Genomic DNA, 15,892 nt, shown 5'->3' on the forward strand with positions numbered 1-15,892 from the left:
TATGAAAAAGAACTGGTTACAAATCCTTAACCAAGGCTCAATTCTCTTTGTTTGCCTGGTAATTGTAGATTGCTTACGGGGCATTTTACTAATCAAGGGCAACGGAAATATCGAGACCTTGCTAGGAATTAAACTCAGCTTAATTAGAACCGCTAGCCAAAGTTCTTTTAATCTTAGTGGAACTTGGACGATTGTTATTTATTATGGCTTGTGTCTGGGGTTAGTTTGGTTAGTTATAACAATTAAGTCCCCAAAACGGGGCTAAGAAAAATGGTAGTCAGTATCAGTACTGATTACCATTTTTTATTTGACTTGGACCTAACTCCAAGCTGTATACTAAGGGTGAATTTGACAAAGGAAGTGAGTAAGATGGCTGATTTAACCATTACCCAAGTAGCCGCTAAATACAATATCAATCCCGACACAGTGAGGTACTATGAGCGGGTCGGCTTAATTCCTAAGGTGCCGCGTAAAGCAAATGGCAACCGCTACTATCCTGACAGCCTACAGCATTGGTTAGAAATGTTGGTTTGCCTGCGACACTCAGGTGTTTCCGTGGAGGTCTTGCATGATTATACCGAATTAATCTTACAGGGTGATGCGACCTTAGAGACAAGAAAAGAACTCTTACAAGAACAAGTTACGGTCCTAAAGCAGCGTCAAGCCGATATTCAACGGTCGATTGAGCGGTTGGAACATAAGATTTCTCTTTATGAAAGTGGTGAAATTAAACAAGACAAGAGTTATTTCAAAGAGTATAAGATTGCAGAACAAATTGCTAAAGAAAGGGGGGAGAGTGGTGAGTCAAAAGCTTGATGCTTTTGCGCATATTTTGCCGCCAGATTTTTACCAACGGATGTTGGCGTTAGAACCAATTTTGCTCAAGCTAAGGGATGGTTATAGCCACAATAAAAAAGGTGTTGCTTGCACGTTTTCATGCAAACAACACCTTTTGTTAGTTATTAGTCTTCATCATCATCGAATCTGAAGAGGTAATCTTCATCTTCCATGGCTTCCACGTTACCTAACAAGTAACCATTCCCAACTTGGGAGAAGAAGTCGTGGTTAGAAGTCGAAGTGGAGATACCGTTCATGACAACGGGGTTAACGTCTTCGGCTGTATCCGGGAAGAGGGGATCTAAGCCCAGGTTCATCAAAGCCTTATTGGCATTGTAGCGTAGGAACACCAAGACATCGTCGGTCCAACCAACTTGATCGTAGAGGCTAGCGGTATATTTTTCTTCGTTTTCGTAAAGGTCATAGAGCAAATCATAAATCCAGGCCTTTAATTCCTCTTGTTGTTCTTCGTTAAGCTCGTTAAAGCCTAGTTGGAACTTGTAGCCAATATAAGTTCCGTGAACTGATTCATCCCGTAAAATTAGCTTGATGATTTCAGCAACGTTAGGAAGCTTATTGTGGCCTAACCAGTATAAAGGAGTGTAGAAACCGGAGTAAAACAAGAAGGTTTCTAAGAAGACGGACGCTACCTTTTTTTCAAGCGGATTACCGTGTTGGTAAAGGTCGTTAATCTTTTGGGCCTTATATTGAAGCAGTTCGTTGGAATTGGTCCAAGCAAAGATTTCATCAATTTCAGCCGGGGTATTTAGGGTTGAAAAGATGGAGGAGTAACTCTTAGCGTGAACTGATTCCATAAATTCAATGTTATTTAAGACCGCTTCTTCGTGTTGAGTCCGGACGTCTTTTTTCAAAGAGGCCATCCCGTCTTGGGATTGGAGGGTATCAAGTAAGGTTAAGCCCCCAAAAACCTTAGCCACTACATCCTTATCAGCTTCCGTTAGGGTCCGCCAATCAGCTAGGTCATTAGAGAGAGGAATTCTAGTATCTAACCAAAATTGTTCCGTTAATTTTTCCCAGGTGGCTTTGTCGATTTCATCTTCGAGTTTATTCCAGTTAATGGCTGTATAGTTTTCCAAAAAAATCACTCCTTAAATTGTGCAACTTTCGCACTCGTTAACCCCAATTTCACCGTTATTGTCAGTAAAGGTCCGAATGTAATAGATCGACTTAATCCCCTTACTGTGGGCATAGTTTCGTAAAATTGACAGGTCACGGGTTGTCATTTTGTTATTGCCTGCTTTCTTCCAAGGGTAAAGTCCTGCTGGAATCTCAGAACGCATGAAGAGGGTTAAACTCATCCCCTGGTCGACGTGTTGTTGAGCGGCTGCATAAGTGTCGATGACCTTAAGCATTGAGGTGTCGTAAGCGGACTTGTAGTAAGGAATGGTTTCGTTAGACAGGTAAGGAGCAGGGTAGTAAATCTTACCAATCTTTCGTTCCTGCCGTTCTTCAATCCGGTTAATGATTGGGTGAAGGCTAGCGGTGGTGTCATTAATATAAGAAATTGACCCATTAGGAGCAACGGCTAAGCGGTTTTGGTGGTACAAGCCATCAGTCATGACCGCTTCTTTTAACTGAGCCCAGTCAGCTGCAGTTGGGATGAAGACGTGCTCAAATAAGGCTTTAACCTTAGCGGTCTTAGGGCCAAAATCATTAGCTAAATACTTGTCAAAGTAAGTCCCGTCAGCGTACTTGCTCTTAGCAAAGTCTACAAAGGTGGTGTGCCGTTCGCGGGCAATCTTGTTAGAGGCAACCAGTGTCCAGTAATTAAGGAGCATGAAGTAGACACTAGTGAAATCGAGGGCTTCTTTTGAACCGTATTCGATTTGGTTTTTAGCCAAGAAGGCGTGTAGTCCCATCGCCCCTAAACCAATAGTGTGGGCCTGAGCGTTACCTTTTTGAACAGAAGGAACCACTTGAATGTCTGAATGGTCGGTAACAAAGGTCAAAGCCCGGACCATTGTTTCAACTGACTGTCCAAAATCGGGGGCAACCATCAGGTTAACGATGTTGGTTGAGCCGAGGTTACAACTAATATCTGTTCCCAGTTCATCAAATTCTTGGCGGTCGTTGACAATTGAGGGCTTTTGGACCTGCAAGATTTCTGAACACAAGTTACTCATGATAATCTTACCCGCAATCGGGCTGGCTTCATTGGCAGTATCAATGTTGACCACGTAAGGGTAGCCTGATTCTTGTTGTAACTTACTGATTTCGGTTTCGAGTTCCCGGGCCTTAATCTTCTTTTTAGGGATAGCGGGGTTAGCCACCATCTTGTCGTATTCCTTAGTGATGTCGACGTAAGAGAATGGTTTACCGTAGACGCGTTCCACTCCCCAAGGGTCAAAGAGGTACATGTCTTCGTTGTTAGCGACTAGTTCATAATATTTGTCGGGCACGATTAGGCCTAGTGATAAGGTCTTGACCCGGATTTTTTCGTCGGCGTTTTCCTTCTTAGTAGAAAGGAAGGCTTCAATATCTGGGTGGAAGACGTTAAGGTAAACGGCCCCAGCCCCTTGGCGTTGTCCTAACTGGTTAGAGTAAGAGAAACTATCTTCTAATAGCTTCATAACGGGTACGACCCCGGAAGCAGCCCCTTGGATATCTTTAATAGGAGCCCCTGCGCCCCGGAGGTTACTCAAGGTAATCCCAACTCCGCCCCCAATTCGGGAAAGTTGGAGGGCAGAATTAATTCCCCGCCCGATTGAGTTCATGTCGTCGGTCATTTGGATTAAGAAACAAGAGACCAATTCACCCCGGCGTTTACGGCCCGCGTTTAAGAAACTAGGGGTAGCCGGTTGGTAGCGTTGGTTGACCAATTCGTCAGCTAATTTTAACGCTAACTCTTCGTTGCCATCCGCAAAGTAAAGGGCGTTAATGGCTACCCGGTCGATAAATGATTCCAAGTAGTAAGCACCATCATTAGTCTTTAAAGCGTACTGAGCGTAAAATTTATAGGCAGCCATGAAGGTCTTAAAGGTAAAGTTGGCTGCCGTTAGTTTAGCGTATAACTTTTCGATAAAAGCAAAGTCGTATTTAGCTAAAAATTCACTTTCGAGGTAATCGTTAGCAATTAAATAATCAAAACGTTCCTTTAGGGAGTTAAACTTCATCGTGTTGGGGATGACATTTTCCTTCAAGAAAGCTGCTAAGGCTTCCTTATCTTTGCCTAATTGGATTTGACCATTAAGGGGCAAGTTAATTTCATTATTTAAGTCGTAATAAGTAACTTGGTTAGGATCAATCGTTTTGAGACTCAAGTTTCTTCACCGCTTTCTTAAAATTAGTTACATCTTTAGGGGTGCCGTTAAATTCAAAGGCATAAATAATAGGGACCTGGTAGTCACGAGCCAAATCGCGCGCTGTAAAGATGAAGAGTTGCGCAAAGTTGCGATTGCCAGTGCCTACGATCCCCTTTAAATAAGTTGCATTTGCACCGGTGTCTAAGAAGTCACGCACCGGTTCGGTAATGTTATCTTCGTAGGTCGGAGTGATGAGCACAAAGGGTTCATCAAACTCCTTAAAAGCGCCAGTCGGGTCGATTTCGTAGACTTCATCAGCTGGAAGGGCCAACTTTTTGATGAAGCGCCGGGTTTGCCCAGTGACGCTAAAATAAGCTATTTTCATGAGTGTGGATCCTTTCCAGTTTTATTGAGCAACAATTTTTTTCAATAAATCTGGTCTAAACCCCCGGATAATTGGATTGTTGTCTTGTTCTAGGACAGGGACAGATTGAAAGCCCTTGTTCTTTAAGTAATCGATGTATTCTGGATTTTCGTTAACGTTTCTTTCTTCAAATGCAATGTCATGTTGCATCAGGAAGTTTTTAGTCATTTTGCATTGGATGCAGTTATTTTTAGTATATAATTCTAAACTCATTTTTAAGACTTCCTTTCGTGGTAATTTGCAATTTTTAGTATACAACATTGTTGTAATTAATCAAGTAAAAACACAACATATAGACAAAATTTCATAGAAAGCAACCGACATGTTGTGGTTAAGCTTTTTTTGGGATTAGCAGGATTTTTAGGCTGAAATAGTTGCTTTTAAGCCTTATTATCCGTATCATAGAAAGTGACTTAAGAAAGTGAGCGGAGTAAATGACGAATTATTATTATACCAAAAATCCCGATGTGGAACATAATGAACAAAACTTTAATTTTACCCTCTTAGGAAATGAATTAAACTTTACCACTGATAACGGGGTCTTTTCCAAGCGCCGGGTTGACTTTGGTTCCTGTGTGCTACTAGCAGCTTTAGACCAACCGGCTTTTCAGCCACGTAAGCTACTAGATGTTGGGTGCGGCTACGGTCCGCTAGGGTTAGCGGTAGCCAAGAAGTTTCCCCAAGCCCAAGTTGATATGGTTGACGTTAATGAATTGGCTTTGAGTCTAGCTACTAAAAACGCAGCGGCTAACCAAATTAAGAACGTTAACATTTGGTCGTCTGATCAATATCAAACCGTAACTGCTAAAGATTACGATGCCATTATCACTAACCCCCCAATCCGGGCCGGTAAAGAAGTGGTCCACGGAATCTTGAGCCAGGCTAAGGACCACTTAGTAGTAGGTGGCACCTTGACGGCAGTGCTTCAAAAAAAGCAAGGCGCCCCCTCTGCTAAAAAGAAGTTAGAAGAAGTTTTTGGTAACTGTCAGGTCCTCAAAAAAGACAAGGGTTACTTTATTTTACAAAGTATTAAGGAAGTTTAACGTGGACCAGGAGCAAAAAGAATATTTTATGAATGAGGCCTTAAAAGAAGCGAAGCTGGCCTTTGATGCAGGTGAGATTCCAATCGGGTGTGTGCTAGTTTACAAAGGGAAAATTATCGGCCGGGGCCATAACTTACGCCAGGCTAGCCAGCAGGCGATTGATCACGCGGAAATTTTAGCCATTAGTCAAGCTAACCGGCAGCTAGCAAGTTGGCGCTTAGCAGGCTGCCAGCTCTTTGTTACCTTAGAGCCGTGTCCGATGTGTGCCGGGGCTATTTTAAATGCGCGGATTGACGAGGTTTATTATGGGGCAGCCGACCTTAAGGCGGGAGTGGCAGGTACTTTGATGAACCTTTTGAATGATGGGCGCTTTAACCACCAAGCCTATATCGAAAAGGGCATCTTAGAGGATAAGTGCCTCGGTATCTTACAAACTTTTTTTAAGCAGGTCCGGAAAGAAAAATAATAAGAAAATTTGGGGAAAGACTGGTAATTTTTGATAATATCGTGTATTATTAATATTGCCGTTAGGCCTTGGAGCAATAATGGCCTTACGAACCGTGTCAGGTCTGGAAGGAAGCAGCACTAAGTTTGGTTCGTTATGTGCTTCAAGTTATGAAGAATGTGAACCCCGATCTATGATCGGGTTTTTTTATTGAATGAATAAGCTAAAATCTTAGATGGAAGGACTATGAGTAGTTAATGAGTTACCAAGCATTATACCGGGTTTGGCGCCCGCAAAAATTTAGTGAACTTGTTGGTCAAGAAATGGTCACCAAAACCTTAAGGCATGCTTTGATGACTCACCAAACGACGCATGCTTACCTGTTTACCGGCCCTCGGGGAACAGGGAAAACCTCGGCCGCTAAGATTTTTGCCAAGGCCATAAATTGTCACCAGCAAACGGATGGGGAGCCATGCAATGAGTGTGAACTGTGTCAAGCAATCACAGCTGGCCGCTTAAACGATGTAATTGAAATCGATGCTGCCTCTAATAACGGGGTGGAAGAAATCCGTGATATTAGGGATAAGGCCAAGTATGCGCCCACGGTGGCTGATTATAAAGTCTACATTATCGACGAAGTTCATATGTTATCAACCGGGGCTTTTAACGCCTTGTTGAAGACCTTAGAAGAACCACCGGCAAATGTCGTCTTCATTCTAGCAACCACTGAGCCCCATAAGATTCCGGCAACCATCATCTCGCGGACACAGCGGTTTGATTTTCGCCGGATTACCCCCCAAGATATTTTGGGGCGGATGGAATACATTTTAAAGCAAAAAGAAGTCAGCTACGATGATAGTGCGCTAAAGGTAATTGCCAAGGCAGCCGAAGGGGGCATGCGGGATGCCTTGAGTATCTTGGATCAGGTGATTTCTTTTGGCGAGGACGGTCAAGTTACTTTCGACAACGCCTTACTAGTTACCGGGACGGTTACCAGGCAAAAGCTGACCGCCTATTTAAAGCAAGTCTTTGCTCAAGATACGTCGGCGGCCTTAGAAACTATTCACACGATTGTTAACGAAGGTAAGGATGCCAAGCGGTTAATTGAGGATTTAATTGGCTATTGTCGAGATTTATTGCTCTATAAACAGGCTCCCAAGTTAGTCGAGGAAAGTGAACTAGGGTTGCTTGATGCCGACTTTAAGGAGTTTGCACAAAAGATTGATAGCCAGGTTTTATATCAAGCAATTAACATTTTAAATGAGCAACAAGAAAATATGCGCTACACCTCGCATGAGACTGTGTACCTCGAGGTCTTGACCATTAAGCTATCGCAATCGGTTAGCCAAGGTCAAGCTAAGGCGCCGGTGGCAACAGAAAATAGCGCGGACCATGAAGAAGTAGTGCGGCTGGCTAAACAGGTGGCCCAACTCCAAGAGCAGTTACAAACCTTAAGCCAGGCTGGCCCTAAGCAGGTAAGTGCCCCTGCTAAGCGGCCAAGGCCAAGCCAGGCTAGCTCTGGGCAGTTTAAGGTAAACTTAAACCAGTTATTGCCAATTTTAAATAAAGCTAAAAAGGAAAATCTGTTACAATTAAGAGAGGTTTGGGGTGACTTGTTAAACATGCTCAACCCAGCTCAAAGGGCAATGTTGCGTTCCTTTGAACCGGCAGCGGCCAGTGACGACGGCTTAATCTTAAAGGGAGCCTACCCTTATTTGTGCCAGCGCGCTCAAAGTAGTCAAGAATTACAGGATGCAATCGGTAATGGGCTTAGTCGGCTCTTACCCCAAGCACCAAGTCTACACTTTGTGCCAAAGGAAAACTGGCAGGAGATTCGCCAGGAATTTTACCGGCAAAATCAACCGCAAACAGAGGAAAAAGCCCCTAAAAAAGAGGAAGTTGCCCCAATTGTACTTACAGCCCAAAAACTTTTTGGCAAAGAAAATGTTGAAATAAAAGCAGATTAGCTCTGAAAGGATGATTTAATTATGATGCGTGGAATGGGAAATATGCAAAATATGGTGAAACAAATGCAAAAGCTACAAAAGCAGATGCAAAAGGATCAAGAAGAACTACATAGTACAGAATTTACAGGGCAAGCCCCTGATGAAGCGGTAGTGGTTAAGTTCACTGGGGACCGCAAGATGGTCGACATTGCCATCAAGGAAGAAGCAGTTGATCCAGATGACGTTGAAATGTTACAAGACTTGGTTATCGCTGCGGTTAACGATGCCATGGACCAAATTGAAACCCAAACGCAAAAGACAATGGGTAAGTACTCCCGCAATATCCCTGGCCTTTAAAATTAATAATTAGAAAGAAGTGCGTGGAATGCAATACCCAGAACCAATTGCCAAATTGATTGATAGTTATATGAAATTGCCCGGAATTGGTGCTAAGTCAGCAACGCGCATGGCCTTTTACACGATTGATATGCCGGCCGATGATGTGACTGACTTTGCCAAGGCCTTAATTTCGGCTAAGCGGGACCTGCATTATTGCAGCATTTGTGGCAATATTACTGAAAATGATCCCTGCGTAATTTGTGCTGACAAGACCCGGGACCAAAGTAAGCTGATTGTTGTCGAACAACCTAAAGATGTAATGTCACTAGAAAAGATGCGGGAATATCATGGCTTATATCATGTTTTACACGGGGTCTTATCACCAATCGAAGGTAAAGGGCCGGAGGATTTAAATATTACTAGCCTAGTTAAACGGCTCCAAGATAACGAAGCTATTCAAGAAGTTATCTTGGCTACCAATGCAACTCCAGAAGGAGAAGCAACGGCGATGTATATTTCCCGCCTATTAAAACCAGCGGGACTTAAGACAACCCGGCTAGCACACGGGTTAGCCGTTGGGAGTGATATTGAGTACGCAGACGAAATGACCTTGTTTAAAGCGATTGAAGGTAGGACGGAGATTTAAGATGTTTGGCAGAAATAAGCAAAAGTTGCGGAGAACCTATGATGACCTGCTGTTAGCAGATGTTGAGCAGGCAAAGGTGGACTGGGATAATGCTAAGTTAACGCAAAAATCAGTTTATGACGCTGATGATGAGTTAGAAGCCGAGACTAAGTTGGCCAAGGCAAAATACCAGTTGCTCTTTAGGGAAGCGCGGTTACGCAGAATTAAGGGGCATCTCCAAGCAACAATGATTAAGGTCAACGAATTTAATAATTAACCATTTGGCAGCAAGTTTAGGCAAGATACTTTTTTTGCGGCTTGCTGTTTTTTAATAAAAACTTTGACGGTGGTGGAAAAAAGTGACTGGTTTTTTAGTAACATTTGAAGGAACGGATGGTTCGGGCAAGACGAGCGTTATTAACGGGCTAACAGAGAAATTAGAGCAGTTAGGCTACCAAAACCGCTACCTTGTAACTCGTGAACCAGGTGGAAATAAAATTTCGGAGGCAATCCGGCATATCTTATTAGACGAAGAATATGAAGGGATGGACCCTAAAACGGAGGTCTTATTATACGCTGCGGCTAGGAGGCAACATTTGGTTCAAACCGTGTTACCTGCGCTTAAAGCTGGTAAAATTGTATTATGTGATCGCTATGTTGAGAGTTCTTTAGTCTACCAAGGAGTGGGACGCAAGGTGGGAATTGAGCCTGTACTTGCAATTAACAACTTTGCGACCGATGAATTAAAAGCAGATTTGACCTTTGTATTAGATATTGACCCTGAAGTAGGGTTAAAGCGGATTGCCAATAACCGCTTAGATGAGGTTAACCGGATGGACAAGGAGCGCTTGGAATTTTATCAAGCCATCAGAAGAGCCTACCTTAAACTAGTAGCTAAAGAGCCACACCGGTTAGTAGCGATTGATGCCAACCAAGAGTTAGCCCAGGTTCAAAGTGATGTTTGGCAAGTTTTTGAAAGTAAAATTTTAGCAACCAACAATTAGTGGGGTGGTCAACATGAAATTAATTATTGCAATTGTCCAAGACAAAGACAGTAGTAAGTTAAGCAATGCTTTAGTTGAAGCGGACATTCGGGCAACTAAACTCTCGACAACCGGCGGTTTTTTACGAGCGGGGAATACCACCTTTTTAATCGGGGTGGAAGAAGATAAGATTGAAACGGTACTGGCGATTATCAAGGAATCTTCCCAAAAGCGGGAACAATACATGGCGCCACCAATTAACCTTGATTCGCCAATGGAAGCAACCCATACTTACCCAATTGAGGTGCAAGTTGGGGGCGCGACTGTGTTCGTCTTACCAGTCGATAGTTTTTATCATTTTTAAGGACGGAAGATGGAAGTAGAAGTAAGAAAAACGCAAACCCAATTAGTAGAGCACTTTACTAAGCTGGTGGCTAAACAACAGCTAGTGCATGCTTATTTATTTTCCGGGCCAGCCGGAGTCGGTAAGATGCAACTGGCTTTGTATGTGGCCCAAGCGGTTTTTTGCCAGCAAAAGGAGGCAGGCAAGCCCTGTCTTAAGTGTCCAGAGTGTCGGCGGATTGCGGAAAATAACCACCCGGATGTGGTCCGGATTATTCCCGAGGGCTTGTCGATAAAAGTTGAACAGATTCGCTATCTTAAGACCGAGTTTTCTAAAAGTGGGGTTGAAGGTAAGCAAAAAATCTTTATTATCCAAGATGCCGATAAGATGACGGTTGGGGCTGCCAATAGTTTACTAAAGTTCTTGGAAGAACCTAGTGGTCAGGTGACAGCCTTCTTACTGACTAGTCATCTAAACCAAATTCTACCCACCATTATTTCCCGCTGTCAGTTAGTAGAGCTGTCGTCGTTGACGGTTAAACAACTGACAGCCAAGTTGGTAGAACAAGGACTGCCGCCAGACAAGGCACAGTTACTCGCGCACTTAACGGGCGACTTAAAGCTGGCTAAGCAATTAGCGGCGGATGACGCCTTTAACCAAGTCATTCAGAGCGTGTGGGAATGGTACCGCCTCATCTTAAAAAACGATTTACAGGCATTTGTACTTGTGCAAACTAAGTTAATGACTTATGCTGAAACTAGGGCCGAACAAGAAGTGTTGTTGCAGCTATTGGTATTGATTGTTAGGGATGCCATGTTGTTGCATTATCAGCGCGATGATGAAGTGGCATTTAGCATGTACAAAACAGAATTGAGTCAACAAATTCTGCCATTAAGCGCGACTAAGTTGGTAGCGGCAATGGAATTGGTGTTAAAGTCCTGGCCCGAAATGGCGCTTAATGTTGCTTTTCAAAATATTTTAGAAGAATTAACCTTGAATTTGTGTAATTGTTATCATCAGCGATAAGGGGTGATTTTGTGGATAAACGTGAGATTTATGACAGTTTTGAAAAAATGGAACAACAAACCCGCACTGTCAGTGAGATGTTAAGTAAGATAAAGGAAGAACTTACTCAAGTTTTGGAAAAAAATGCGGAATTAGAAATTGAAAATCAACACTTACGCGAACGCCTGCAAGAAATAGAACTGCCCCAACATAAAGAAGAACCGGGCTTATCTAAATCACGCCAAAACTTAGAAAAACTCTACAAGGAAGGATTTCATGTCTGCAATGATATGTATGGTTCACGGCGGGTTAATGATGAACCATGTATTTTTTGCCAAGATGTGATTTACGGTGAAAGGCATTAATGTTGATTGAAAGGACAAGTAGCTTTAAAGGGGTAACCACTAGTGGCCGCTTATACCTAGTACCGACACCTATCGGTAACCTAGGTGATATGTCTCCCCGGGCGGTAACGACCCTTCAAGAAGTGGATTTAATTGCGGCTGAAGATACCCGTAACACGGCTAAATTATTAAATTATTTCGAGATTAAAACGCCCCAAATCAGCTTTCACGAACACAACACCATGGAGCGGATTCCGTTGTTGGTAGATAAGCTACTGGCAGGGCAAAATCTCGCTCAAGTTAGTGATGCGGGGATGCCGTCAATTAGTGATCCAGGCCAAGAACTAGTCAAAGCTTGTATAGAAAAGCAAATTCCGGTTGTACCCTTGCCCGGGCCAAACGCCGCTTTGACCGCCTTAATTGCTTCGGGAATTACCCCCCAGCCCTTTACCTTTTATGGGTTCTTGCCCCGTAAAAACAAGGACCTAAAGGCAGAACTAGCGACGTTGGCTAATGAGCGCTATACCTTGATTTTTTATGAAGCACCGCACCGCTTGAAAAAGACCCTTAAGGCATTACTCGAGGCCTTCGGTGGAGATCGTCAGGTTGTTTTATGCCGGGAGTTAACTAAGCAGTACGAGGAATTTTTACGGGGGGATTTACAAGCCGCTTATGACTTTAGTTCTACCGAGGAAGTTCGGGGGGAATTTGTCTTAATTGTTGCGGGTAATTCGACGCCTAACCAAGCTGAGCAAGTAGAACAAGACACAAATTTAAGTTTAAAGGCACAGGTAGAAGCATTGGTGGCAACTGGTTTGAAGCCCAATGCCGCCATCAAAGAGGTTGCTAAACGCAATAACTTAAAAAAACAGGTCGTCTATAACGACTACCATGAAATTAATTAGGGGTGAACTAAGTGGCACAAGAGTTTAGTGAACAACACCGGGTTGTTTATTACGACACCGAGGTAACCGGGGAAATGGGAATCGGTAAGCTAGTCGATATGATGATGCTAGCTTCAGAAGATCACAGCGACTCAGTTGGGGTTACCACCCAAAAAGTCTTGGGTTTAGGTCTAGGCTGGGTAATTACCCAACACCTATTAGAAGTTAAACGACTGCCCAAGACTAATGAAGTGGTCACGGTAAGCACCAAGGCAGCCAGTTATAATCCGTATTTTTGTTACCGGGACTTTTGGGTAGAGGCAGCTGATGGGGAAATGTTAGCCAAGATGCACACGGTCTTCGTCTTAATGAATCAAGCCAAGCGCAAGATTACACGGATTTTACCCGAATTAGTAGCTCCGTTTGAATCGGAATACACTAAGAAAATTGAGCGCAATCCCCTACCTATGGCCCCTAAACAGCCAACTGCGAGCAATGATTATGGGGTCCGCTTTATGGATATTGACAGTAACCACCACGTCAATAACGTTCACTACTTTGACTGGATGCTAGACGTTTTGGGAGCTGACTTCCTAACTAGTCACCGGCTCAAAAAGATGAACATTCAATATAAACAAGAGGTTCGTTATGGTCAGGTAGCTACCAGTGAGGTAGAAATAGCAGACCTAACTAGCTACCATCAAATTAAGGTCGGGCAAGACCTCTCCTGCGTAGCCCAATGTGAATGGGAATTACGTTAATAAGTAAGTAATAATCGGTTTATCTAAGTAGATAGACCGATTTTTTTATAAAAATGGGTCAAAGTCTAAAAAGTGTCTCTTTTTCAAATTATATTTTGATTAAAAATACAAGGTATATACAAGTTATTTTACCTAAGATAAAGTGTTTATAAATGAAGGTTTTGGAAAATGATATTTTTTAAATTTTACGTAAAAGAATACAAGTTGAATAGATTTTGGACAATTTTTATTGCAGTCTGGACTTGTCTTAGTTATAATAACAACTGTTGTTAGGTTATATAGCTTGTCTGCTTTTATGAGGGTAAAAGTGACGGCTAATTAGGATTTTTCTAAATAAGAGTAGTAACTACTCTATGCATTAGTAACAATTTAATCGTATAAGGTGAATAAGACCAAGCAACTCCTATTACTCATCTATTGCAATTGAATCAAGCTGATACATAGGGTCTTTTTTTACACTTATTTTTATAATTTTATTATCATTTAGATGAGTTATTTATTATTAGGTTTAGAAGGGATGGAAAGTATGTTTAGGGATAAGTCAAATAAGGACTTAAAGTTTGCGATTAGGAAAAAGAAAAACGGTGGCGGCGCGGCCTCCTTTATCATCGGCAGTGTTGTGCTTGGTGGGTTAATGGTTTCAGGCATCACTAATGCCAGTGCTGATACAACCACTACGCCAGACAGCACTTCAGCTAGCACAACTAGTGCAGCGAGTTCAAGTGCAACTGATAAAAACGAGGTTACTTTAAATAGCACTGCGACCCCAGCAACCGCCAGCTCAGAAGAAACAAGTGTAGCCGAAACGACGACTGCTGCGCCAGCTAGCGAAGCAACACCTGATTCAAGTTGCAACTGACACTAGCGCTTCTTCGGCTACCGCTACTTCAGAAGAAGCCCCAGTTGAAGAAGGAAAAGTGGTTGTTAAGTATGTTGATGAAAGTGGTAACCAAGTGGGGATGCCTAAATTTTTGACAGGCAACGTTGGTGAAAGCTATGACACCACTGCCGTTGAATTACCAGCTGGTTATGCTCTAGCCGGTAGCACGAGCATTGAAAATGCTACGGGTACATATACTAAGGACCCAATTACTGTAACTTACACAGTTAAAAAGATTTCTAATACTGAAGCGGCTACACAAGCCTTAGATAGGGTGGCAGCTGTCCCAACTGACCAATTAGCGACTAACAAGGTTTCAATCAGTAACGTCCACTTTAATAAGAGTGTGGTTAAAGAATCACAGGGCTTAGACATTGACTATGCTTACGACTGGACAGGTAAAGGCTTAGTCAAGGGTGATACCCTAGTTTCTGAAATGCCAGCTGCATTCACTTCCATCACCAAGTTGGTAGAAACACCATTTTATTCCGGCAACGATGAAATTGGGGTCTTAGTATTAGATTATACTAACCACAAGATTTACACCCGTTTTACCGGGGAAATGGACCCTAACAAGATTTATAACGGTAGCATCAACATTGCTACTTTCGTAGACCGGAATCATTTCAAAGAAGTTGAAAACGATGAAATGATTCAGTTGCAAATGCCAGATGGGACAACGGTTGAACGGCCACTGCACGTTACTTTTGACGCGGCCCAAATTAGTCCGCAATTAACCTTAGTGTCTGTGTATGCTAACGAATCAAAGGATAATCCAGACAAATCCATGGATGTTAAGTGGGCTACAACGATTAACAAGGCTGGGATCGACTTAAACGAAGCCGTGGTTTACCTAAGTCCGGATACGGTTTTAGGAATCGACCCAGAGTTTACCAAGCTGGGCTATGACCGTGAAGGAAATCTAATTGGGGATCCAAGTTCCTCATACAAGGCTATCAACCCCGAATACGATGGTAACGCTTTATATAAAATCAATAAGGATAGTATTGAAGTTTATGAGGCTAACATTCATGACAGTATGGGTTACGAAGTCACTAAGAAGTTAGTAGCCGGAACGGACTACAAGCTTGTTGAAAATAGCTCCAGCCCCAATGCCTATGTAATCGAGTTTATCGGAGATTATGTTAAGACTAACAAGTCCTTTGTGATTACTTACGGCGGGCGGGTAGCTGATAGTAGCAGTGACCGGGTAGCTATTAACCAAGCGGTAACCGATTCTCTCCTAGCTTACTATGAGGGACCATACAGTCAACTACCCCTCACTAAAGTGAGAGGCTTGTAGATCACGACCTTACGGTCAGTGGTCATAACGCAATTAATTGCTTCCACACTATACGTGGCTACATCATTGGGTGGTTGACAGCACCCACTTAACTAACACGTTTACGCGTTAGTTGTTAATTCAAATTTAGGTTGTTCTTGCCCACTAATATATTGCGTACCCAATAATTGGATATTCATTGCACCTAAGCGGTCATCATTAGAGCGATAACCACAATTAGTGCAATAATACTCATGTAAGTCGTGATTCCGGTTAGATTTTTTAATCGTTCTGCATTTAGGACAACGTTGCGAAGTATATTGAGCTGAAACTTCAATTACTTCACTGTTATTTAAGTGTGCTTTGTAGGTTAAGAATTGTGCTAATTGATAAAACGCCCAGGATTTATTTTGATTACGTAAGGCTTTGGGCAAATCAGTGCGTTCAAAGGAAACACCTGTTAAGTCTTCTAAAACAAATAAGGTGTT

The 15,892-nt window shown here is 42.7% G+C and carries 21 protein-coding genes and 1 other RNA gene; 17 read left to right on the forward strand and 5 right to left on the reverse strand.

Annotated elements, in window-relative coordinates; translation table 11 throughout:
• Position 1 precedes the first annotated feature (1 nt).
• Entirely contained in the window at positions 2-265 is a 264-nt protein-coding gene (locus FC14_RS07780) for a hypothetical protein (protein WP_056977187.1), read from the forward strand.
• Positions 266-369: 104 nt separating this feature from the next.
• Entirely contained in the window at positions 370-816 is a 447-nt protein-coding gene (locus FC14_RS07785; protein ID WP_056977189.1) for a MerR family transcriptional regulator, read from the forward strand.
• A 146-nt stretch (positions 817-962) separates the two neighbouring features.
• On the opposite strand, the gene nrdF is transcribed toward FC14_RS07785, so the two are convergent.
• From nrdF to nrdH, 4 genes are read right to left on the reverse strand one after another with little or no spacing between them, the layout of a single operon-like run.
• Positions 963-1,934 carry a class 1b ribonucleoside-diphosphate reductase subunit beta gene (gene nrdF / locus FC14_RS07790; protein ID WP_056977190.1) on the reverse strand — a complete coding sequence of 324 codons (972 nt, stop codon included), beginning with the start codon at positions 1,932-1,934 and terminating at the stop codon, positions 963-965.
• A gap of 12 nt (positions 1,935-1,946) precedes the next feature.
• Complete coding sequence (nrdE, locus tag FC14_RS07795) at positions 1,947-4,118, reverse strand: class 1b ribonucleoside-diphosphate reductase subunit alpha (RefSeq protein WP_056977192.1); 2,172 nt, start codon at positions 4,116-4,118, stop codon at positions 1,947-1,949.
• The gene (gene nrdI, locus FC14_RS07800; protein WP_050611661.1) at positions 4,099-4,485 is read right to left on the reverse strand and encodes a class Ib ribonucleoside-diphosphate reductase assembly flavoprotein NrdI; all 387 of its coding nucleotides are present in this window, start codon (positions 4,483-4,485) and stop codon (positions 4,099-4,101) included. The genes nrdE and nrdI overlap by 20 nt, the downstream gene beginning before the upstream one ends.
• Before the next feature lie 21 nt (positions 4,486-4,506).
• Complete coding sequence (gene nrdH / locus FC14_RS07805) at positions 4,507-4,737, reverse strand: glutaredoxin-like protein NrdH (protein ID WP_056977194.1); 231 nt, start codon at positions 4,735-4,737, stop codon at positions 4,507-4,509.
• 221 nt (positions 4,738-4,958) lie between these two features.
• On the opposite strand from nrdH, the gene FC14_RS07810 reads away from it, so the two are divergent.
• From FC14_RS07810 to FC14_RS07875, 15 genes are all read left to right on the forward strand, one after another.
• Positions 4,959-5,567 (forward strand): class I SAM-dependent methyltransferase, encoded by a 609-nt coding sequence (locus tag FC14_RS07810; RefSeq protein WP_050611659.1) that lies wholly within the window; start codon positions 4,959-4,961, stop codon positions 5,565-5,567.
• Between the two features lies 1 nt (position 5,568).
• On the forward strand, positions 5,569-6,033 hold the full coding sequence (gene tadA, locus FC14_RS07815; RefSeq protein ID WP_082618718.1) for a tRNA adenosine(34) deaminase TadA: 465 nt from the start codon (positions 5,569-5,571) through the stop codon (positions 6,031-6,033).
• Between the two features lie 65 nt (positions 6,034-6,098).
• Positions 6,099-6,185, forward strand: an RNA gene (gene ffs, locus FC14_RS10415) — signal recognition particle sRNA small type.
• Positions 6,186-6,269: 84 nt separating this feature from the next.
• The gene (gene dnaX / locus FC14_RS07820; protein ID WP_056977196.1) at positions 6,270-7,979 is read left to right on the forward strand and encodes a DNA polymerase III subunit gamma/tau; all 1,710 of its coding nucleotides are present in this window, start codon (positions 6,270-6,272) and stop codon (positions 7,977-7,979) included.
• 18 nt (positions 7,980-7,997) lie between these two features.
• On the forward strand, positions 7,998-8,315 hold the full coding sequence (locus FC14_RS07825) for a YbaB/EbfC family nucleoid-associated protein (protein WP_089144933.1): 318 nt from the start codon (positions 7,998-8,000) through the stop codon (positions 8,313-8,315).
• Between the two features lie 28 nt (positions 8,316-8,343).
• On the forward strand, positions 8,344-8,943 hold the full coding sequence (recR, locus tag FC14_RS07830) for a recombination mediator RecR (RefSeq protein WP_056977199.1): 600 nt from the start codon (positions 8,344-8,346) through the stop codon (positions 8,941-8,943).
• Between the two features lies 1 nt (position 8,944).
• Positions 8,945-9,199 (forward strand): YaaL family protein, encoded by a 255-nt coding sequence (locus tag FC14_RS07835; protein WP_050611655.1) that lies wholly within the window; start codon positions 8,945-8,947, stop codon positions 9,197-9,199.
• Positions 9,200-9,281: 82 nt separating this feature from the next.
• A complete protein-coding gene (gene tmk / locus FC14_RS07840; RefSeq protein ID WP_056977201.1) occupies positions 9,282-9,926 on the forward strand; it encodes a dTMP kinase in 645 nt (214 codons plus the stop codon).
• Positions 9,927-9,939: 13 nt separating this feature from the next.
• The gene (locus FC14_RS07845) at positions 9,940-10,269 is read left to right on the forward strand and encodes a cyclic-di-AMP receptor (protein ID WP_050611653.1); all 330 of its coding nucleotides are present in this window, start codon (positions 9,940-9,942) and stop codon (positions 10,267-10,269) included.
• A gap of 9 nt (positions 10,270-10,278) precedes the next feature.
• Positions 10,279-11,274, forward strand: coding sequence for a DNA polymerase III subunit delta' (gene holB / locus FC14_RS07850; RefSeq protein WP_056977203.1), 996 nt, complete (start codon positions 10,279-10,281; stop codon positions 11,272-11,274).
• Positions 11,275-11,285: 11 nt separating this feature from the next.
• Positions 11,286-11,618, forward strand: a complete 333-nt coding sequence (locus FC14_RS07855) for a DNA replication initiation control protein YabA (RefSeq protein ID WP_050611651.1) — start codon at positions 11,286-11,288, stop codon at positions 11,616-11,618.
• Entirely contained in the window at positions 11,618-12,502 is an 885-nt protein-coding gene (rsmI, locus tag FC14_RS07860) for a 16S rRNA (cytidine(1402)-2'-O)-methyltransferase (RefSeq protein WP_056977205.1), read from the forward strand. Before FC14_RS07855 ends, rsmI begins: the two co-directional genes overlap by 1 nt.
• 11 nt (positions 12,503-12,513) lie before the next feature.
• Positions 12,514-13,242: an acyl-[acyl-carrier-protein] thioesterase gene (locus FC14_RS07865; RefSeq protein WP_056977207.1), complete on the forward strand. Its 729-nt coding sequence runs from the start codon at positions 12,514-12,516 to the stop codon at positions 13,240-13,242.
• A 517-nt stretch (positions 13,243-13,759) separates the two neighbouring features.
• Positions 13,760-14,101 carry a hypothetical protein gene (locus FC14_RS07870; RefSeq protein WP_235804524.1) on the forward strand — a complete coding sequence of 114 codons (342 nt, stop codon included), beginning with the start codon at positions 13,760-13,762 and terminating at the stop codon, positions 14,099-14,101.
• Between the two features lie 58 nt (positions 14,102-14,159).
• Entirely contained in the window at positions 14,160-15,425 is a 1,266-nt protein-coding gene (locus FC14_RS07875) for a MucBP domain-containing protein (protein WP_056977211.1), read from the forward strand.
• Between the two features lie 101 nt (positions 15,426-15,526).
• Here FC14_RS07875 and FC14_RS07880 read toward each other — a convergent pair.
• Positions 15,527-15,892, reverse strand: a 366-nt coding sequence (locus FC14_RS07880) for a zinc ribbon domain-containing protein (protein ID WP_156655773.1), incomplete at its 5' end; no start/stop codon positions are given.

It is taken from the genome of Ligilactobacillus agilis DSM 20509, assembly GCF_001436215.1.
GTDB lineage: Bacteria > Bacillota > Bacilli > Lactobacillales > Lactobacillaceae > Ligilactobacillus > Ligilactobacillus agilis.